The sequence below is a fragment of the Pseudomonas sp. Z3-6 genome, from assembly GCF_051131985.1.
In the GTDB taxonomy this organism is placed as follows: domain Bacteria; phylum Pseudomonadota; class Gammaproteobacteria; order Pseudomonadales; family Pseudomonadaceae; genus Aquipseudomonas; species Aquipseudomonas zanjanensis.
In genome coordinates this window covers 1,173,720-1,193,274 of sequence record NZ_CP071644.1, presented here as the reverse complement: position 1 = coordinate 1,193,274, position 19,555 = coordinate 1,173,720, and the positions used below count along the sequence as shown (strand labels likewise).

Below are 19,555 nucleotides of genomic sequence, written 5' to 3'. Positions count from 1 at the left end.
TGGGAGCAAAGCTTGCTCGCGATCCAGGCGCTGCGGTCCTCAAGAGACCGCGGCGTTTTCATCGCGGGCAAGCCTTGCTCCCACACAGTTGCTCCCACAGTTGGTTGAGTTGTTCCATAGAGGAATGAAAAAGCCCGCCGATGATCACTCATCGGCGGGCTTGTACTTGCCGCTTGAATCTAGAGGCTTGTAGCTGTTTCCCTTAGATCGCCCCACGCTTGCGCAGCAGATCCAGCACCTGCTTGACGCTTTCTTCCAGGGTCAGCGCCTGGGTGTCGATCACCAGGTCGGCATCCAGCGGCACGTCATACGGGAAGGACTCGCCCGGGATGTTGTCGCCGGCCGCGGCATAGAGCCCTTGCGGATCACGCTGGGCACACACCGCTGGCGAGGCCTGGACGTAGACGGTCAGCAGACGCTCACGGCCGATCAGGTCCTTGGCCTGCTCGCGCCCTTCGGCACTCGGCGCAACGAACGCGGCCAGGGTCAGCAGGCCCGCTTCGTTGAACTGACGAGCGACATGCGCCGCACGGCGCCAGTTCTCGGTCCGCCCGGCACGATCCTGCGGCAAGCCCTTGTTCAGGTCATGACGCAGGTTCTGGCCATCGAGGACAAAGACCGCACGGCCCGAGTCGAACAACTTGCGCTCGACCGCATAGGCCAGCGTGCTCTTGCCAGCGCCCGACAGGCCACTGAACAAGACCGTCGCCGGCTGCTGGCCGAAGCGCTGGGTGCGTTCTTCCACCGACACATGGGCCAGTTTGCCATGGTGCGTGCTGCTGCCATGGGTCAGCGGCTGGGCGACGATCATGCCGGCGCCGACCGTGCCGTTGGTCAGGCGATCGATGACGATGAACGCGCCAGTGGTGCGGTTGCTCTCGTAACCGTCCAGGGCGATCGGCGCATCCAGGGCGATCCTCACCTTGCCGATTTCGTTGAGCTGCAACGCGCTGGCCGGACCTTCTTCCAAGGTGTTCACATCGACCTTGTTGACGATGCTGGCTATCGAGCCCGGCACGTAGCTGGTGGCACGCTTGATGTCATATTTCTTGCCCGGCAGCATCGGCTCTTCGGCCATCCACACCAGCATCGCTTCGAAGCTGTCGGTGACCGGCGGCACGTTGTCGGCATGCACCAGCAGGTCGCCACGGGAGATGTCGATCTCGTCTTCCATGGTCAGCGTCACCGCCTGGCCTGGACCGGCGTGTTCCAGCTCGCCTTCGAAGGTGACGATGGATTTCACGCGGCTGCTCTTGCCCGACGGCAGCACCACCACTTCGTCGCCCTTGTGCACGATGCCGCTGGCGAGGGTGCCGGCGAAACCGCGGAAGTTGAGGTTCGGACGGTTGACGTACTGCACCGGGAAACGCAAGTCGGTGAAGTTGCGGTCGCCCGCCACTTCCACGGTCTCGAGGATTTCCATCAGCGATTGGCCGGTGTACCACGGCGAACGCTCGGACTTGTTCACCACGTTGTCGCCCTTGAGGGCGGACATCGGCACGAAGTGCATGCTGGTGGGCTTCATCTTCAAGCCTTCGGCGAACTTCAGGTAGTCGGCCTTGATCGACTCGAACACGCCCTGGTCGAAGTCCTTGAGGTCCATCTTGTTGATGGCTACGACGATGTGCTTGATGCCCAGCAACGAGGCGATGAAGCTGTGGCGACGGGTCTGGGTCTGCACGCCGTAGCGGGCGTCGACCAGGATGATCGCCAGGTCACAGGTGGAAGCACCGGTGGCCATGTTGCGGGTGTACTGCTCATGGCCGGGGGTATCGGCGATGATGAATTTGCGCTTGGCGGTGGAGAAATAGCGGTACGCGACATCGATGGTGATGCCTTGTTCGCGCTCGGCCTGCAGGCCATCGACCAGCAACGCCAGGTCGATGTCGTCACCGGTGGTGCCGACTTTCTTCGAATCGCGGGTGATGGCTTCCAGGTGATCTTCGTAGATCATCTTGGAGTCGTGCAGCAGGCGCCCGATCAGGGTGCTCTTGCCGTCGTCGACGTTACCGCAGGTCAAGAAGCGCAGCAGCTCTTTACGCTCGTGCTGGCCCAGGTAGGCGAGGATGTCCTCGCTGATCAAATCAGATTGATGCGACATGACAGCCCCTTAGAAATAACCTTGACGTTTTTTATCTTCCATCGAGCCTGCGCCATCGTGATCGATGACCCGGCCCTGGCGCTCGGAAGTTCGCGTCAGGAGCATTTCCTGGATGATGTCCGTCAGGCTCTCGGCCTCGGACTCCACCGCGCCCGTCAACGGGTAGCAGCCAAGGGTACGGAAACGCACTTTCTTCTTGACGATACGGGCCTTGTCTTCGTCGGACAGGTGCTCGAGGATGCGCTCGTCGTCGATCATGATCAGCGTGCCGTTCTTCTCGATCACTTCACGCTCGGCGGCGAAGTACAGCGGCACGATCGGGATGCCTTCGAGGTAGATGTACTGCCAGATGTCCAGTTCGGTCCAGTTCGACAGCGGGAAGACGCGGATCGACTCGCCCTTGTTGACCTTGCCGTTGTAGACGTTCCACAGCTCCGGGCGCTGGTTCTTCGGGTCCCAGCGGTGCTTGCTGTCACGGAACGAGTACACGCGCTCCTTGGCGCGGGATTTCTCTTCATCGCGACGGGCACCGCCGAACGCAGCATCGAAACCATACTTGTCCAAGGCCTGCTTGAGGCCTTCGGTCTTCATGATGTCGGTGTGCTTGGCACTGCCGTGGGTGAACGGGTTGATGCCCTGCGCCACGCCGTCCGGGTTCACATGAGTGATCAGGTCCAGGCCCAGCTCCTCGACCATGCGGTCGCGGAACTTGTACATCTCCTGGAATTTCCAGCGGGTGTCGACGTGCATCACCGGAAAGGGCAGCTTGCCGGGGAAGAACGCCTTGCGTGCCAGGTGCAGCATCACGGCGGAGTCTTTACCGATGGAGTACAGCATCACCGGGTTATCGAACTCGGCGGCCACCTCGCGGATGATGTGGATGCTTTCCGCCTCCAGCTGTTTCAGATGCGTCAGTTTGTCGACCATGGCTACTCACGAAAACTTTCTTATGAACGGCCAGCGGGCCGTGTTCGAGCGGGGAATCCTAGCACAGCGACCTCTTCTAATCAGGGCGCCAACTAGATCGAAACAGCATATGGATATGCCTGCCGGTTCGGGCTTTGTGACGGATTCTGTGTGAGCCAGTGAACTCTGTGGGAGCAAAGCTTGCTCGCGATAACGGCGTTGCATGTGCCGACGCCATCGCGAGCAAGCTTTGCTCCCACAGGCCCACTCCACATGTTGGTTCAGCGTTAGTCAGATCGGATTCGGGCAGTCGATGAAGATGTGTTCCAGGGCAAAGCGTCGCGCCAGGTAGTCACCCAGCGCCTGGACGCCGTATCGCTCAGTGGCATGATGCCCGGCGGCAATGAAGCTGATGCCGTTCTCCCGGGCGCTGTGGAACGTCTGCTCCGAGGCCTCGCCGCTGAGGTAAAGGTCGACACCTGCCAGCACCGCCTGATCGATATACCCCTGGCCGCCACCGGTGCACCAGCCGACCCGACGGATCATCTGCTCGCCTTCGATCAGCAAGGGCTCGCGGCCCAAGGCTTCCTGGACCTTGCGCGCGAAATCCCGCGCCGTCATCGGTTCGGACAGAGAGCCGACCAGGCCGACAATCTTGGGATTATCCGGGTCCAGCGGTCCCTCGACGGTGATGTCCAACTGGCGGGCCAGTTGCACGTTATTGCCCACTTCGGGGTGCAGGTCCAGGGGCAAGTGGTAAGCCAGCAGGCTGATGTCATGCTTGAGCAACGTCTTGAGACGACGCTGTTTCATGCCGGTGATACAAGGGTTCTCGCCCTTCCAGAAATAACCGTGATGCACCAGCACCAGGTCGGCCCCCGCCTCGACAGCCGCATCGAGCAAGGCCTGGCTGGCGGTGACGCCGCTGACGATGCGCATCACCTGAGGCACGCCTTCGACCTGCAGGCCGTTGGGGCAATAATCGGCAATCCGGCTGCTGGCCAGGTAACGGTCCGCTTCTTCTACCAGGGTGTTCAGGGCGACGGCCATGAAAAGACTCCTAAATATCCCGTTCAGAGGCGCGCGCGGCCTCGTATAATGCGCGACATTATGGGCGGTCTCATACCGCCTGCAACCTTTGTAGGACGTGCTTAATGCTCAAGGCGCTGCGTTTTTCCGGCTGGCCGCTATTGGCCGGTGTGCTTGTCGCTCTACTGATTATCCAGCGCTACCCGGAATGGGTTGGCCTGCCGAGCCTCGACGTCAACCTGCAGCAGGCGCCGCAAACCAAGGCGGTGCTGCAGGGGCCGGTGTCCTATGCCGACGCCGTGACCACCGCCGCGCCGGCCGTGGTGAACCTGTACACCACCAAGGTCATCAACAAACCCAGCCATCCGCTGTTTGAAGACCCGCAATTCCGGCGCTTTTTCGGCGACAACTCGCCCAAGCAGAAGCGCATGGAGTCGAGCCTGGGGTCGGGCGTGATCATGAGCCCGGAAGGCTACATCCTGACCAACAACCACGTCACCAGCGGTGCCGACCAGATCGTGGTGGCCCTCAAGGACGGCCGTGAAACCCTGGCCCGGGTGATCGGCAGCGACCCGGAAACCGACCTGGCGGTACTGAAGATCGATCTCAAGAACCTGCCGGCCATCACCATCGGCCGCTCCGACAGCATCCGCATCGGCGACGTGACCCTGGCCATCGGCAACCCGTTCGGCGTTGGTCAGACCGTGACCATGGGCATCATCAGTGCCACCGGGCGCAATCAGTTGGGCCTGAACAACTACGAGGACTTCATCCAGACCGACGCCGCGATCAATCCCGGCAATTCCGGTGGCGCGCTGGTGGATGCCAACGGCAACCTCACCGGGATCAACACGGCGATCTTCTCCAAGTCCGGCGGCAGCCAGGGCATCGGTTTCGCCATTCCGGTGAAACTGGCGATGGAGGTGATGAAATCCATCATCGAACACGGCCAGGTCATCCGCGGTTGGCTGGGGATCGAAGTCCAGCCGCTGACCCAGGAACTGGCGGAATCCTTCGGCTTGTCCGGGCGGCCCGGCATCGTGGTGGCGGGGATCTTCCGCGACGGTCCGGCGCAGAAGGCCGGCCTGCAACTGGGCGATGTAATCCTGAGCATCGATGGCGAACCGGCCGGCGATGGCCGCCGCTCGATGAACCAAGTCGCGCGGATCAAGCCCACCGACAAGGTGACGATCCAGGTCATGCGCAACGGCAAGGAGCTCAAGCTCAGCGCCGAAATCGGCCTGCGCCCACCGCCGGCGCCGGTGGTGCCTAAAGAAGAACAGTAAGCCGCACCATAACCATAAAAGGGCCTTGCAACCGAGCAAGCCCTCCTCAAATCCCTGTGGCGAGGGAGCTTGCTCCCGCTGGGCTGCGAAGCAGACCCAACAGGATTGAATGCAATCGGTCTGGTGTTTTGAGGTGGCAGGTTTAGGGCTGCTGCGCAGCCCAGCGGGAGCAAGCTCCCTCGCCACAAGAAAGCGACGCTCGATTGGCAAATCAGGAATAGCATAAATTCTCATTAGTAGTGTTATATTGTTTCAATCTCAAGGTTTGGAACAACATAACATGTCATCCCTGAAACGGATTTCCATCGCCAGCCTCACCCTGGGCCTGCTCGGCGATCCGGCCTACGCCGAAGAAATCCAGCCGCTGGAGCTGGACGCCATCACCGTAACGTCCGACTACGAATCCGCCACCGGGCCTGTCACGGGCTATCGCGCCACCCGCTCCGCCAGTGCAACCAAGACCGACACGGCCCTGCGTGACATCCCGCAATCGATCAGCGTGATTCCCGCCAGCGTGCTCAAGGACCTGGGCAGCACCAGTGTTGAACGGGCATTAGAGTATGCCGGCGGCGTGTCGAAGCAGAACAACTTCGGTGGCCTGACGCTTTACGAATACAGCGTGCGCGGTTTCACCACCTCGGAGTTCTACAAGGACGGTTTCAGCGCCAGCCGCGGCTATCCGAGCACCCCGGACGCCGCGAACATCGAACGCATCGAAGTGCTCAAGGGCCCGGCGGCCAGCCTGTATGGCCGAGGCGACCCTGGCGGCACGGTGAACATCGTCACCAAGAAACCGCAACCGGAAGCCTTCACCACGCTGCAAACCAGCGCCGGAAGCTGGGATCGCTACCGAACCGCGCTGGACGTCAACACGCCACTGGACGCCGAAGGCAACGTGCTGTCACGGGTCAATCTGGCGGTCGAGGACAACAATAGCTTTCGCGACCATGTCGGCAGCAAACGTGTTTTCGTTGCGCCTTCCATCAGTTGGCAACTGAGCCCCGATACGCGGTTGCTGGTGGAAAGCGAAATCGTGCGCCACAGCTCGACGTTCGACCGCGGCATCGTCGCTCCGAACAATCGCTGGAGCGGCGTTTCCCGCTCGACTTTCCTGGGCGAGCCCAACGACGGCGACATCGACAATCACAACAACATGCTCCAGGCCGCCCTCGAGCATCAGCTCAACGACGCCTGGCAACTGCGCCTGGCCAGCCACTACAAGCAGGGTGAGCTCTGGGGTTTCGCTTCCGAAGCGCAGCCGTTGAACGCCGATGGCCGCACGGTGAACCGCCGCTACCGCGAACGCGACAACAACTGGCACGACAGCATCACTCAGTTTGAATTGCGTGGCCTGTTCGACCTCGGACCCTGGCAGCATGAACTGCTGATCGGCAGCGAATACGAGGACTATCGCAAGAACGAGCGCGTGACCAGGATCTTCGGTGGCAGCTACCCCATCGACATCTATCAGCCGGTCTACGGCCAGCCGAAACCCAATGGTGTTCGGACCGACACGGATTTCTTCGAGCGAGTGCAAAGCCGCGCGCTGAACCTGCAAGACCAGATCGTCTTCACCGACAAGCTGCGGGGCATGCTTGGCGTGCGCTACGAGCATTTCGAGCAGAGCATCGAAGACCACAACACCCATCTCACCAGCCGCCAACGCCACGACGCCCTGACCCAGCGGGCCGGCCTGCTATATCAATTGGCGCCCGAGGTCGGCCTGTTCGCCAACGCCTCCACCTCGTTCAAGCCCAACAACGGCCTGGATGCCGGCGGCAAGACTTTCGATCCCGAGGAAGGGGTCGGCTATGAAGTGGGGATCAAGAGCGAGTTGTTCGACGATCGCCTGAGCACCACCCTGGCGGCGTTCCATATCGAGAAGGAAAACGTCCTGAGCCCGGTCGCCGGCACCGATTTCAGCCGCGCCATCGGCAAGGCCCGCAGCCAGGGCATCGACTTGCAGCTGACCGGGCAGGTGACCGACGCCGTGCGGGTGATCGGCGCCTATGCCTACATCGATGCCGAAGTGACCAAGGGTGACCCGGGAAATCCCACCGGCAGCCGGATCCTCGGCGTCGCCAAACACAGCGGCAGCCTGCTGGGTGTCTACGAATTCCAGGATGGGCACCTGCGCGGCTCGGATGTTGGCGCGGCGTTCACTTACGTCGGCGATCGCTCGGGCGAAGCCGGCAAGGATTTCGAACTGCCGGCCTACCACACCGTGGACCTGCTGGCCCATTACAAGGCCAGCGATGACGTCACCGTGGGCCTGAACCTGAATAACGTCTTCGACGAAAAATACTACGAACGCTCCTACAGCAATTACTGGGTCACGCCCGGCGATCCGCGCAACTTCACTGTCAGCCTCACCCTCGATCTATAAGGAAGTCAGCATGAAATACCCCAAGACCTTCGCCCTGCTTGGCCTGTTCCTGGCCGCGCAGGCCTCGGCCCATGGCCTGTGGACCGAACAGCGTCGCGGCAACATCGAAGTGATCTACGGCCACGGTGCCGAAGACAATGCCTTCAAGGCGCAGAAAATCAGCGGTGCCTGGGCCTATGACCTGGGCGGCAAGATGATTCCGGTCACCGTAGAACGCCTGCCGGACCACGCCCGCCTGCAACCGCTCAAGCCGCCAGCCGTACTGGCGGTGGCGCTGGACAACGGCATGTGGTCCCAGACGGCGGACAAGAAGTGGATCAACGAAGGCCGCAGCAAAGTGCCCGGGGCGGTCGAAGCGACCCAGACGTTCAAGTACAGCCTGGCGATCTATGAGCCAGGGGCGAAACTGCCGACGCTTGCACCGATCAAGTTCGTGATCCTGCCGGAAGTCGACCCGCTGACCGTAGGCCCAGGCCAGCCATTGCCGGTCCGGGTGCTGCTGGACGGCAAACCGGCGGCCGGGGTGAAACTGGTGGGCGACTACCGCAGCGCGCCGAACACCGTCTCGACGGAAACCGACGCAGAGGGCCGGGCCCAGGTACTGGTGCGCAACGAAGGCCTGAATGTGATCGCGGCGCACATGGAAATCAAGCTCAAGGACAACAAGGACGTGGACACCCGTGGCGTGTTCACTTCGCTGACGTTCCTGGGTGAGCCGCACCACGAGTAACCCACAAATCCTTATTGTGGGAGCGAGCCTGCTCGCGATGACAGTATGTCAGCCACATTAATGTCGACTGATCCGCCGCTATCGCGAGCAGGCTCGCTCCCACAGGGGACAGGCGGTGCACACATTTTTTGTGAACACCCACAAGCTATTGTGGGCTTGCTCGCGAAAGCGGTGGGTCAGCTTGCATGAATGTTGGATGTCATGCCCCTTTCGCGAGCAAGCCCGCTCCCACATTAGGGGATGGTCGGTGTACGGGAAATTTGAATACACCTGTAATCCACTGTGGGAGCGAGCCTGCTCCGGGCGGCGATCCGACGATGGGGCCAATACAAGCGCCGCAAAACTCAAGCCGGCGTCAAGCACTCCGGCCCATTGAGCTTCGGATCATTGACCATGTTGGCCAACACCCGCTCGCGCAGTGGCGCCGGCTCGCTGGCCAACAGCCCTTGCAAGGCATGCAGCGGGGTCTCGGGGTCGAGCCACAGGCGCTGGCCTGCTTCGTCCAGGATCAACGGCCGGCGTTGACCCGCCGCCGGTTGGGTGATCACCGCCGTGCTCAACCACACCTGTTCCTGCACCGGATACGCTTCCCAGATCGCGGCAAAAAACAACGACGAGCCCTCTCCCGGCGTCAGCCAGTACGGACGCTTGCGCGTGCCGCCGCGCCACTCGTAGAAGCCGTTGGCCGGCAGCAGGCAGCGGCGCAGGCGCAAGGCCTCGCGGAACATCGGTTGCTCGGCCACGGTTTCGGCCCGGGCATGGGCCGGGGTGCGGGACAGGTCGGTCAGCCACGGCGGCGTCAGGCCCCAGCGAGCCCGGGCCAGCTCGCGCTGCCCCTCGGCGCCGGCCCGCAGTATCAGCACCGAATCGTTGGGCGAAATATTCCATTGGGCCTTCTGATCGGCGGGAAAACCGGGCAGGGCCGCGAAGGTGGGGTTCCAGCGAAACAGGGCATAACGTCCACACATGGGGCAACACGACTCTTGATCGAACGAACGACCGCCAGCCTAACAGACCAGCGTGCCGGGGTAGCTGTCCGGTTCATCGCCGGGCAGCGGCAGCGCCGCATTGTACGCGGCGATCAACTCCCGGGCGTATTGCGCCTGGTCGTCTTCCACCGCCAGCCCGAGCAATCCATGCATCGGCAACTCCCCCACACCGCCGACCAGGTCGCGCCCCACCAGATGCGCCGTGACACCCTCACTGGCGAGCATGCCTTGCAGCAACTCGCCTTCCATCAAGTTGTCCAGCTCGTAGATTCGCTGCATGGGCGCCCCCTTCACTCGTTTTCGCTGAAGACTTCGAGATGCCACTCTTCTTCATGGACCTGCAGTACAAAGGTGACCGGCCGACAGCACACCTGACAGTCCTCGATGTAGGTCTGATCACCGCCGGACAAGTCCACGGTTGTCTCTACTTCCTCCCCACAATAGGGACAATCATAACTAGCCTGTTCCAGCATCGCGGTCTCCCAAGTGACTTGTGCGTATAATCGCCGGTCTATTTGCAGGGCTATTTTCGTCTGGCTTATCTTCCAGGCCGTGCCCCGTCGTTTTTTCGATCGAACCTTTACTTACCCTAGCCGTTTCCAACAAGAGAGCATGATGGGCGAATTCGATGCCATCCGACCTTACGACGACAGCGAAGTCCCAGCGGTGCTGGCACGGCTGCTCGGCGACAAGGCGTTTCTAGATATCCTCACCCACTTCCGCTTCCCACGCCTGGCCGGCGCCTTCGGCTGGATGCTCAAACCTCTTATAGCGCAAAGATTGCGCCGTGAGTTCGCCGGTGTGACGTCGGTCGCTACGTTGCAGGACAAGGTGGAGTTCTACGTCGACCACACCATTGAGCGCGCCACCGATGGCGTGACCTACACCGGGGTGGAGCAATTCAAGTCCGGCAGTGCCTATCTGTTCATCGCCAACCACCGCGATATCGTGATGGACCCGGCCTTCGTCAATTACGCCGTGTACCACGCCGGCCTGCCGACGCCGCGCATCGCCATTGGCGACAACCTGCTGCAAAAGCCCTTTGTCAGCGACCTGATGCGCCTGAACAAGAGCTTTATCGTGCACCGTTCCATCACCGGGCGACGGGAAAAAATGGCGGCGTACCAGTTGCTGTCGGCGTACATCAACCATTCGATCTGCAACGACTGCGCCTCGATCTGGATCGCCCAGGCCGAAGGGCGGGCCAAGGACGGTGACGATCGGACCGAATCGGCGATCCTCAAGATGTTCCACATGAGCCGCAAGGACGAGCCGTTCGGTGAGGTGATCCAGTCACTGAACCTCACGCCGGTGTCGATCAGCTACGAATACGACCCGTGCGACCAGGCCAAGGCCCGTGAGTTGTACATCCGCGCCACCACCGGCACCTACACCAAGGCCCCGGGCGAGGACGACGTGAGCATTGCCAAGGGCATCACCGGCTACAAGGGCCGGGTGCATGTGAACTTCGCCGCGCCCATCACCGAGCTGTTCGAGGACACCAAGCAATTGGCCCTGGAAATGGACCGGCAGATTCTCGGCGGCTACCGGCTGTTCCCGGTGCATTACCTGGCCTACGCCCAATGGGCCGACGCCGACCCGCAGTTACAGGTGCCGACGGCGGCCGAGGTGTTTGGTGCTGATGAGTTGGCCAAGGCCCAGGAGGAATGGCAGCGCCGACTGGACGCATGCCCGCCGGAACACCGGCCATTCCTGGTGCTGCAATATGCGACGCCGGTGCGTAACCAATATCGGGTCAAGGCGGGGTTGGCGCTTTAAAGCCGGGCTTGCGAGGGCCTGGTTTGGCCTCTGTGGCCTCTGTGGCCTCTGTGGCGAGGGAGCTTGCTCCCGCTCGATTGCGCAGCAATCGCAACACAGGCTTGGAGTTAGGGTTGAGCGTTCGAGAGGGGCTGCTTTGCAGCCCAGCGGGAGCAAACTCCCTCGCCACAAAAGCACTTTTGCCAGGCAATCCTCATTTGCCCTGCAAACACTTTTACAAAGCGATCCTCGATTGCCTTGCAAGGCTACTGCTTCAGAACTGCGTACTGATCCACGACACCAGCAACGCCAGCGCAAGGCAGCCGAAGCCAAACCGGTAGAAAAACCGGTTCATGCGCTGGGTGGCCAGGTCCAGCAATGCTTCGAAGCGTTCCTCGCCATTGCCACTGCGTGCTTGCAGGCAGGCCCGCGCCCGTTGTTCACGGCGACGCGTCGCATGCAGCACCCAGCCGCCCGGGCAGGCAAACAGCAGCGCGAGCAGGTTGATCAGTTTGGCGGGGTGGGCGGCGAACAGCGAAAACAGATGCGACGACATCACGAACCTCAAGGGAAAAACGGACGGGACACGTCCGTGGCCTACGAACAGGGCGCGGATTCTACCGAAAGCCTGCCGCCCTGCGCCGTTTTTTCCGACCAGTAACGATCCCCTACGGGATTGGATGCTTTTGTGGCGAGGGAGCTTGCTCCCGCTGGGGTGCGAAGCGCCCCCATGAGCGTAATCAATCAACCGAGACGCCGCAGCGTCAGTTTGGGGCTGCTGCGCAACCCAGCGGGAGCAAGCTCCCTCGCCACAGGAATGTCGCCAGGCGTTCGGGCCGTGTGTGTGTGTGTGTGTGTTTGTTGGGCTGGCCTGGTCATTACAGGCTCGGCGATCAGGCCTTGGATTAATTTTCCCAGTCACGGTTTCGTCATCTGATTAGGCCACTCTGTCGCCCTTCAAACCTGCACGGAACCCGTCATGCTGCACGCCGAAAACCAGGATCGTCTCTATCTCATCAGCCCGAGCGACGAACAACAGAACCTCGTCGACAGCTTGTCCTTCAATGTGCAGGACCGCCATTGGCTGGTGTATTGCGCCCTCGGCGGCCATCCACATGCCGACCTGCCGGAGACAGACCTGCTGACCGGGATCAGCGTGCTGGAGCTGTACTCAGAGGCTGCATGACGGTTTCATTCTGTGGGAGCAAGGCTTGCCCGCGATGAGGGCGGCACCTTCGACAATGCAGTGAAGGCCAGATCGCTATCGCGGGCAAGCCTTGCTCCCACAGGTCACAAGCCTCATCACGCCCCTGGGCCATTGCAGCCCAGGGTCATGCGGCCGAAATCTTACTCAGCCAGCACCTGGCCAATGGTCGGGTCCTTGAACAGCCGGGTCAGGGCATCGCTCAAGACATCGCTGACCAGCTTGGTATTGGTGTCCTGGTTCGGTGCCATGCCGAAGCGCTGGTCCAGGGACGCACCGTAGCGACCGCTGTAGCGGCGGTTGGCGTTCTGCACGTCGGAGCGGAAGGTCGCGCCGATGGTGGCTTCGGTCACGTACATGCCTTCCTTGGGCGATTGGTACTTGAGCTCGGCCAGGGTCACGGTCAGTTGCGGTGCATTCAAGGCGTTGGCCGTCGGCGTGAAGCCCAGCAAACGCACCGCCGCTTCAGCCTGGGCCTGCAGCTTGGGCAGGATCTGCGCGCCCTGCACCGTGATCACGCTGGTCTCCGGGTACAACCCGCCGCGGGTGCCGAGCGTCGGCGACGGACGACCGTCCACGACCCGCACCACCACCGGCTGGCCACGCCCCACTGGCGCCAGTTGGGCATTGAGCTTGGGCTCCGGGTTAAGTTGTTGCGGGCTGTGGGCGCAGCCGACGAGGGTCAGACTGGTCACAGCGATCAAACCGAACAACAGGCGTTGCAACATGCTCTTCTCTCCAGAATCGGGCACAAACAGGCCGGCAGTATAGCGGTGCGCCATCGCCGTGAACTAGCGTCATACGATGAATACTGAAATGTCTGACACGGGCCGTGATTGCCGGTTCCTGTCACCCCATTGTCACGATCCTTACACCGGTATGTCATGGCCCGCTGTCAGGCTTGCTTCAAGCTTCCTGACCCGGTATCCGCTCATGCGCTTCCTCATTTCGCTGTTCACCCCGCGCCCTCATCACCGCAGCTTCGCCCTGCTCGATCGCAACGGCCGTTGCCAGGCGTTCAAGCAGTGCAGCCTGCAACCCATGGGCGAAGGCTGGGTGGAAATCGATGAGATCCGTCTCAACTGGTTGCACCAGCCATTGCCCGCCAGCGCCCGCGTGCAACCGCTTCGTGCCCGCGCACGCAACCGGCAACTGTTGACCATCTGACCGGACGGCTAATAAAAGTCATTAAACACGACCATTTCCCTGCGTTTCTTCGATACAATCTCCCCCCGATTATAAGGACGTCTCCTGATCGGGCCGCGCAACACCGCTGATGCGCTGGTATTGGCACCCCGCACCGCCCACAGAGAGCCGCCCACACAGATCGAGTGAAGCTGGCGCGCTTGCTGTTCCTCCAGGCAAATCACCACTTTTCGCGAATCTGCAGAGCTGTCATTACGCTCGGTCACTGAGCTGTCTGCCCGTTTTGCCTGTCATGTATTCCATGGGGGCAACCAAACCGGGCGCAGTGCCAGGCTGGGACAGCCCTTTTTTGAGGTTCACGTCTTCAAAAGAGCGTGAAAAAACGGGTTTTCACAACTTCACGAGAGTGTGGCGAGCAAATGAAGAGTTTTGCGTCTGAACAAGCACCATTGGCGTCTGAAACAGCCCAACGACACAGGACCGGATATCGCTCAAGAACCGGCGCCTGAAGCCTGTCCGCTACGGATTTGGTTGCACGAACGGATGTCTCGGCCATAAGTCGAATTGCCTGCCCGGCGCTTAAATGAGTTCATGTGACTCTTGAGGCCAGGCTGCATGCATCCGCAGTAGGTGCGAAAAATTGCGAAGATTCGGACATGGCGATCCTGGCCATGGATCACTGGGGCGCAACTGACCTGCCCCGCCACTCCTGGCCGCTATGCCGACAATTTGGTGCTGCAGATTTTGGAGACGCGTTAAATGGCGCATAACGAAGCAGTCGATGTAGTTCTGGTAGGGGCCGGCATCATGAGTGCCACCCTGGCCGTGCTGCTCAAGGAGCTCGACCCCGCGATCTCGCTGGAAGTCGTCGAGCTGATGGATTCCGGTGCCGCGGAGAGTTCCAACCCGTGGAACAACGCCGGTACCGGCCATGCCGGGCTGTGTGAGCTCAACTACACGCCCCAGGCGGCCGACGGCACTGTCGACATCAAGAAGGCCGTGCACATCAACACCCAGTTCGAGGTGTCGAAACAGTTCTGGACGTACCTGACCAAAAAAGGCACGTTCGGCTCCTCCAAGTCTTTCATCGCCCCGGTGCCACACCTGAGCTTCGTGCAAGGCGAGAAAGGCGTGGCGTTCCTGAAGAAGCGTTTCGAGTTGATGCACCAGCATCACGCTTTCGCCGACATGGAATACACCGAAGACAAGGCCAAGATGGCCGAGTGGATGCCGTTGATGATGCCTGGCCGGCCAGACGATGAAGTCATCGCCGCCACCCGCGTCATGAACGGTACCGACGTCAATTTCGGCGCATTGACCAACCAGTTGCTCAAGCACCTGACCAGCGCCCCGGACACCCAAGTCAAATACTGCAAGCGCGTTACCGGGCTCAAGCGCAACGGCAGCGGCTGGACCGTGAGCATCAAGGACGTCAATTCCGGCAGCACCCGCGAAGTCGACGCCAAGTTTGTATTCCTCGGCGCCGGCGGCGCGGCGCTGCCGCTGCTGCAAGCCTCGGGCATAGAGGAAAGCAAGGGCTTCGGCGGCTTCCCGGTCAGCGGCCAGTGGCTGCGTTGCGACAACCCGGAAGTGGTCAAGCACCACCAGGCCAAGGTCTACAGCCAGGCCGCCGTGGGTTCGCCGCCCATGTCGGTGCCGCACCTGGACACCCGCGTGGTCGATGGCAAGAAATCCCTGCTGTTCGGACCCTACGCCGGTTTCACCACCAAGTTCCTCAAGCACGGCTCGATCATGGACCTGCCGCTGTCGGTACGTGCCGGCAACATCGGCCCGATGCTGGCCGTGGCCCGGGACAACATGGACCTGACCAAGTACCTGATCAGCGAAGTGATGCAGTCCATGGAACAGCGCCTGGAATCCCTGCGTCGCTTCTATCCCGAGGCGAAAGCCGAAGACTGGCGCCTGGAAGTGGCCGGCCAACGGGTACAGATCATCAAGAAAGACCCGAAGAAAGGTGGCGTCCTGCAATTCGGCACCGAACTGGTGGCAGCCAAGGACGGCACCCTCGCCGCCCTGCTCGGCGCATCGCCGGGTGCATCGGTGACCGTGTCGATCATGCTGGAACTGATCGAGCGCTGCTTCCCGGACAAGGCCAAGGGCGAGTGGGCTACCAAGCTCGCGGAGATCTTTCCGGCACGGGAAAAAGTGCTGGAAACCGACGCGGCGCTGTATCGCAAGATCAATGTGCAGAACAACATTGCGTTGGAGTTGGTCGAAGACAGCAAGGCGCACAGTTACGCCTGATACCTTGCCGTTAATGTAAAAAGCCTCCCGTGCAAAACGGGAGGCTTTTTATTTTCCGCGGTGTTATTTCATGGTGAATTTGATGCGTGTTCCACCGTTGCGAACATAGTCGTCATCATCTTCTACATCAATCAATTGAGCGACACAATAATCCGTCGGCTCCGCATTGACCCAACGACGATAAGGCATTGCCCCTTCACTGACCGGTGTTCGTGCGACATGCCCAAAGCTGAAATGGCAGATGCGACTGTCTTGCGTGTAGCTGAGGGCCTCTCGCTCGGCGCGCGATTGGGGCAGATAGTACGTCAGCTCCTGGCTCTCACCCGGGACTATCCAAAAATTGTGGCCCGAACTGGCCCAATAATCAGTCCAGCTAAAGCCGCTACCAGGAATAATCTCGTCTACCGTGGCATTGTGAACTTCGACATTGACAACTTCATCCCGCGCGTAGGAAGCGGAACTTGCCAGACACGCCGCCAAGGACAACAGCACGCCGGCGATATACTTTTTTTGATCTTCCATGATACATACAACTCCATTAAGACAATGACGTAAAAGCCACTTGGCTTCGAGTGCAAAAGTAATGGAATTTCAAGTAAAACAGAACAGCCCGAATGGTGACATAACCTTTCAGTGCGATGTAAAAAAAAGAAGCTAGTTGCGTTCAACCGGAATATTCAACGCTCCGAAGAGCGTTGATAGGCGTTGATTCAGCCGCGCGCCTTGTTGATCAACTCGATGTATTCCTCGGCATTACGCTGGTCCTTGATCAGCGCAACGAAATCGTTGCCGTGCTCATCCTTGCCATCGAGGTCATGGCCGGCCTCGACGAAGAACGTCAGGAAGCGCTCGAAATCGTCGACCCGCAGGCCACGGTAGGCCTTGATCAGTTTGTGCAACGACGGCGAAGTGGCATCGACCGGTTCGAAATTGAGGAACAGCTTGATCTGCTCATCGCCAATTTCGTCGCCAATCACTTGTTTCTTGTCTTTACGCATTGCCGGCTCCAACTCGCACAATTCACGGGGCGGGCAGTTTACCCCCGGCAGGCCCCGGGGCTCAACGCGGGCGTTCGGCGCCGGTGTGCAGGTCGGCCCAGATATGGCCGTTGGCGTAAGTGAGGAACTGCACATAAACCGTGTTGTTGCGCAGCAGATCGATGACCACCCGGTACTGGGCCTGTGGATAAGACAGCGTCAGTGTCTTGCTCGCCTCATCGAAGACTGGCTTCTTCAGGCTTTTGCTTTCGCCGTCGAAGTTGAGGATCACCTGGCTGACGGTCGCTCCTTTGTTCAAGGGCTTGCCCTTGAGACGGACCAGCAGGGGCGAAGTGACCGGGATCGGTTGCTGGTTGGACTGGCGCTGGTTACCCAGCACCACCGAATATTCGGTCACTTGCAGCAACTGCTGCTGTTCAGGTTGCTCCTGGCGCACGGCCAGGTCATCCGGTGGCAGGAACTGGCTGTGCATCGGCGCGGCCACGGCCGTCAAAGGCAGACTGGCGATCAACAACAAAATGGCGCAACGGCGGATCGACACACGCATGGCAAGCTCCAGGGTCTTGGCCGGGCACTCTAGCATGAGCACCGACGGTAAAAATAAGCGATCCGGATCAATACATCCGGGCAGCGAGCGGGGCATACTCAAAGAGCCATCAGCGTCGATCCCACTGGCGCATGCCTGTGTGGCGAGGGAGCTTGCTCCCGCTGGGTGGCGCAGCCGCCCCAAACAACAGGCGACTGCGATTCCCCTGGCAAACCGCGTCGACCCGTTTTACGACGGCTGCGCCGCCGAGCGGGAGCAAGCTCCCTCGCCACAGGGATCGTTGTTCGGCAGATCCAGATGTAACGCCCGTTCATTTTGTGTGGAGTGCCCATGTCTTTTTCCGCCCCACCGCTGTTCGCCGCCTGGCGCCAAACCTGGCGGGCCGGTTACACCCTCGAACGCCTGCGCGGCGATCTGGTGGCCGGGCTGACCGTCGGCATTATCGCCATCCCCCTGGCCATGGCCCTGGCGATTGCCGTCGGCGTGCCGCCGCAGCACGGCCTGTACACGGTGTTGGTGGCAGCGCCGCTGATCGCCCTCACTGGCGGCTCACGCTTCAACGTGAGCGGGCCGACAGCGGCGTTCGTGGTCATCCTGCTGCCCATCACCCAGCAATACGGCCTCGGCGGCCTCTTGTTGTGCACCATGCTTGCCGGCCTGATCCTGATCGCCCTGGGCCTGATGCGCGCCGGCCGTTTGATCCAGTACATTCCCTACCCGGTCATCCTCGGTTTCACCGCAGGTATTGGCGTGGTCATTGCCACCTTGCAACTGAAGGACCTGCTGGGGCTGACCACCGCAGGCCAAGCCAAACACTACATCGAACAATTGGGGGAATTGCTCGTGGCGCTGCCCGGTGCCCGTCTCGGCGATGGAGTCATCGGCGCCGCGTGCCTGGCGGTGCTGATTGCCTGGCCGCGCTGGGTGCCACGGGTGCCCGGGCATCTGGTGGCCCTGCTGGTGGGTACGCTGCTTGGGCTGGCGATGGAAAGCGGCGGATGGCCGATCGCGACGCTGGGCGAACGGTTCAGCTACGTTGTCGATGGCATCGTTCACCCAGGCATCCCACCTTTCTTACCGAGCTTCGACTGGCCCTGGAACCTGCCGGACGGCCAGGGGCATCGGTTGATCCTCTCCTATGACCTGATCCGCCAACTGCTGGCGCCCGCCTTTGCCATCGCCACGCTCGGCGCCATCGAATCCTTGTTGTGCGCGGTGGTGGCGGATGGCATGACCGGCAGCAAGCACGACCCCAACGCCGAGTTGATGGGCCAGGGCCTGGGCAATCTGGTGGCGCCGCTGTTCGGTGGCATCACCGCCACCGCCGCGATTGCCCGCAGCGCCACCAATGTGCGCAGCGGCGCCTCTTCACCGCTGGCCGCGATCATCCACAGCCTCGTGGTGCTGGTGGCGATTGTGCTGCTGGCGCCGCTGTTCAGTTATTTGCCCATGGCCGCATTGGCCGCGCTGCTGGTGATGGTCGCCTGGAACATGAGCGAAGCCGGGCATGTGCTGCACACCCTGCGCATCGCCCCGCGCAGCGACGTGCTGGTGCTGCTGACCTGCCTGGGCCTGACGGTGCTGTTCGACATGGTCCTGGCCGTCGCCGTCGGCCTGCTGCTGGCCGCCGGGCTGTTCATCAAGCGCATGAGCGAATTGACCGACAGCGCCGAGCTGCCGCGCCACTTCCACCAGGCCCTGCTGGACATGCCCGAGCATGTACGTTGCTACGGGATTCGCGGGCCGCTGTTCTTCGGCGCGGCGGAAAAGGCCCTGGATGTGCTGCGTCGGTTCGACCCGGGCGTTCGGGTGGTGATCGTGGATATGAGCGCCGTGCCGATGCTGGACATGACCGCTCTGGCCGCGCTGGAAAATATCCTGAAGGATTACCGCAAGCACGGCATCGGCCTGATCCTGGTCGCGACCGCGCCCCGGGTACGCCTGAAACTGCGCCGCGCTGGCATTCATCGCGAACAACGTCAGTTGGCGTATGTGCAGACCTTGGAGCAGGCGCGGGTCAAGAGCGAAAAATGGCTAGCCGGTAGCGCGACTCAAGCAAGGCTGGCCTGATCTGTAGCAAGGGAGCCTTTGTGGCGAGGGAGCTTGCTCCCGCTGGGCTGCGTAGCAGCCCCTTGGGGTGGAGTTGTGCAATTGCAGGTGGGTGCTCCGCACCCAAGCGGGAGCAAGCTCCCTCGCCACAAAAGCTCTCA

General features: G+C 61.3%; 19 protein-coding genes. 8 read left to right on the top strand and 11 right to left on the bottom strand.

The window, feature by feature from the left end:
- Positions 1–202: 202 nt before the first annotated feature.
- The 3 genes from cysN to J3P88_RS05440 form a co-directional block, all read right to left on the bottom strand.
- Positions 203–2,101: a sulfate adenylyltransferase subunit CysN gene (gene cysN / locus J3P88_RS05450; protein WP_186729784.1), complete on the bottom strand. Its 1,899-nt coding sequence runs from the start codon at positions 2,099–2,101 to the stop codon at positions 203–205.
- Between the two features lie 9 nt (positions 2,102–2,110).
- Positions 2,111–3,028, bottom strand: coding sequence for a sulfate adenylyltransferase subunit CysD (gene cysD / locus J3P88_RS05445; RefSeq protein WP_003178041.1), 918 nt, complete (start codon positions 3,026–3,028; stop codon positions 2,111–2,113).
- A 270-nt stretch (positions 3,029–3,298) separates the two neighbouring features.
- Positions 3,299–4,057: a Nif3-like dinuclear metal center hexameric protein gene (locus J3P88_RS05440; RefSeq protein WP_411385612.1), complete on the bottom strand. Its 759-nt coding sequence runs from the start codon at positions 4,055–4,057 to the stop codon at positions 3,299–3,301.
- A gap of 104 nt (positions 4,058–4,161) precedes the next feature.
- Here J3P88_RS05440 and algW point away from each other — a divergent pair, with 104 nt between their 5' ends.
- From algW to J3P88_RS05425, 3 genes are all read left to right on the top strand, one after another.
- Positions 4,162–5,322, top strand: a complete 1,161-nt coding sequence (gene algW / locus J3P88_RS05435; RefSeq protein WP_186705035.1) for a Do family serine endopeptidase AlgW — start codon at positions 4,162–4,164, stop codon at positions 5,320–5,322.
- A gap of 280 nt (positions 5,323–5,602) precedes the next feature.
- On the top strand, positions 5,603–7,708 hold the full coding sequence (locus tag J3P88_RS05430) for a TonB-dependent siderophore receptor (RefSeq protein WP_434574370.1): 2,106 nt from the start codon (positions 5,603–5,605) through the stop codon (positions 7,706–7,708).
- Between the two features lie 10 nt (positions 7,709–7,718).
- Entirely contained in the window at positions 7,719–8,438 is a 720-nt protein-coding gene (locus J3P88_RS05425) for a DUF4198 domain-containing protein (RefSeq protein ID WP_434574369.1), read from the top strand.
- Between the two features lie 344 nt (positions 8,439–8,782).
- Here J3P88_RS05425 and J3P88_RS05420 read toward each other — a convergent pair whose 3' ends face one another.
- Genes J3P88_RS05420 through J3P88_RS05410 form a run of 3 tightly spaced genes read right to left on the bottom strand, consistent with a single transcriptional unit; the run spans position 8,783 to position 9,900 of the window.
- Positions 8,783–9,406 carry an SOS response-associated peptidase gene (locus tag J3P88_RS05420; RefSeq protein WP_186705032.1) on the bottom strand — a complete coding sequence of 208 codons (624 nt, stop codon included), beginning with the start codon at positions 9,404–9,406 and terminating at the stop codon, positions 8,783–8,785.
- A gap of 39 nt (positions 9,407–9,445) precedes the next feature.
- The gene (locus tag J3P88_RS05415; RefSeq protein WP_186705031.1) at positions 9,446–9,706 is read right to left on the bottom strand and encodes a putative signal transducing protein; all 261 of its coding nucleotides are present in this window, start codon (positions 9,704–9,706) and stop codon (positions 9,446–9,448) included.
- Positions 9,707–9,717: 11 nt separating this feature from the next.
- Positions 9,718–9,900: a CPXCG motif-containing cysteine-rich protein gene (locus tag J3P88_RS05410; protein ID WP_186705030.1), complete on the bottom strand. Its 183-nt coding sequence runs from the start codon at positions 9,898–9,900 to the stop codon at positions 9,718–9,720.
- 139 nt (positions 9,901–10,039) lie between these two features.
- Between J3P88_RS05410 and J3P88_RS05405 the strand changes: the two genes are divergently transcribed.
- Complete coding sequence (locus tag J3P88_RS05405) at positions 10,040–11,206, top strand: 1-acyl-sn-glycerol-3-phosphate acyltransferase (protein WP_434574368.1); 1,167 nt, start codon at positions 10,040–10,042, stop codon at positions 11,204–11,206.
- 253 nt (positions 11,207–11,459) lie between these two features.
- On the opposite strand, the gene J3P88_RS05400 is transcribed toward J3P88_RS05405, so the two are convergent.
- The gene (locus J3P88_RS05400; RefSeq protein ID WP_411385615.1) at positions 11,460–11,741 is read right to left on the bottom strand and encodes a hypothetical protein; all 282 of its coding nucleotides are present in this window, start codon (positions 11,739–11,741) and stop codon (positions 11,460–11,462) included.
- 423 nt (positions 11,742–12,164) lie between these two features.
- On the opposite strand from J3P88_RS05400, the gene J3P88_RS05395 reads away from it, so the two are divergent.
- Positions 12,165–12,371: a hypothetical protein gene (locus J3P88_RS05395; RefSeq protein WP_434574367.1), complete on the top strand. Its 207-nt coding sequence runs from the start codon at positions 12,165–12,167 to the stop codon at positions 12,369–12,371.
- A gap of 161 nt (positions 12,372–12,532) precedes the next feature.
- Here the strand turns inward: J3P88_RS05395 and J3P88_RS05390 are convergent, their stop codons facing one another.
- Positions 12,533–13,117 (bottom strand): YajG family lipoprotein, encoded by a 585-nt coding sequence (locus J3P88_RS05390; protein WP_003205489.1) that lies wholly within the window; start codon positions 13,115–13,117, stop codon positions 12,533–12,535.
- Between the two features lie 205 nt (positions 13,118–13,322).
- On the opposite strand from J3P88_RS05390, the gene J3P88_RS05385 reads away from it, so the two are divergent.
- Together J3P88_RS05385 and mqo are read left to right on the top strand one after the other, a co-directional pair.
- Positions 13,323–13,556, top strand: coding sequence for a hypothetical protein (locus J3P88_RS05385; RefSeq protein WP_014340171.1), 234 nt, complete (start codon positions 13,323–13,325; stop codon positions 13,554–13,556).
- 738 nt (positions 13,557–14,294) lie between these two features.
- Positions 14,295–15,800, top strand: a complete 1,506-nt coding sequence (mqo, locus tag J3P88_RS05380) for a malate dehydrogenase (quinone) (protein ID WP_434574366.1) — start codon at positions 14,295–14,297, stop codon at positions 15,798–15,800.
- A gap of 63 nt (positions 15,801–15,863) precedes the next feature.
- On the opposite strand, the gene J3P88_RS05375 is transcribed toward mqo, so the two are convergent.
- From J3P88_RS05375 to J3P88_RS05365, 3 genes are all read right to left on the bottom strand, one after another.
- Positions 15,864–16,322: a hypothetical protein gene (locus J3P88_RS05375; protein WP_434574365.1), complete on the bottom strand. Its 459-nt coding sequence runs from the start codon at positions 16,320–16,322 to the stop codon at positions 15,864–15,866.
- 188 nt (positions 16,323–16,510) lie between these two features.
- Positions 16,511–16,798, bottom strand: a complete 288-nt coding sequence (locus J3P88_RS05370) for a PA4642 family protein (RefSeq protein ID WP_186705025.1) — start codon at positions 16,796–16,798, stop codon at positions 16,511–16,513.
- Positions 16,799–16,859: 61 nt separating this feature from the next.
- Complete coding sequence (locus J3P88_RS05365) at positions 16,860–17,345, bottom strand: hypothetical protein (protein ID WP_434574364.1); 486 nt, start codon at positions 17,343–17,345, stop codon at positions 16,860–16,862.
- A 330-nt stretch (positions 17,346–17,675) separates the two neighbouring features.
- Here J3P88_RS05365 and dauA point away from each other — a divergent pair, with 330 nt between their 5' ends.
- On the top strand, positions 17,676–19,415 hold the full coding sequence (gene dauA, locus J3P88_RS05360) for a C4-dicarboxylic acid transporter DauA (RefSeq protein WP_434574363.1): 1,740 nt from the start codon (positions 17,676–17,678) through the stop codon (positions 19,413–19,415).
- The last annotated feature ends 140 nt before the right edge of the window (positions 19,416–19,555 follow it).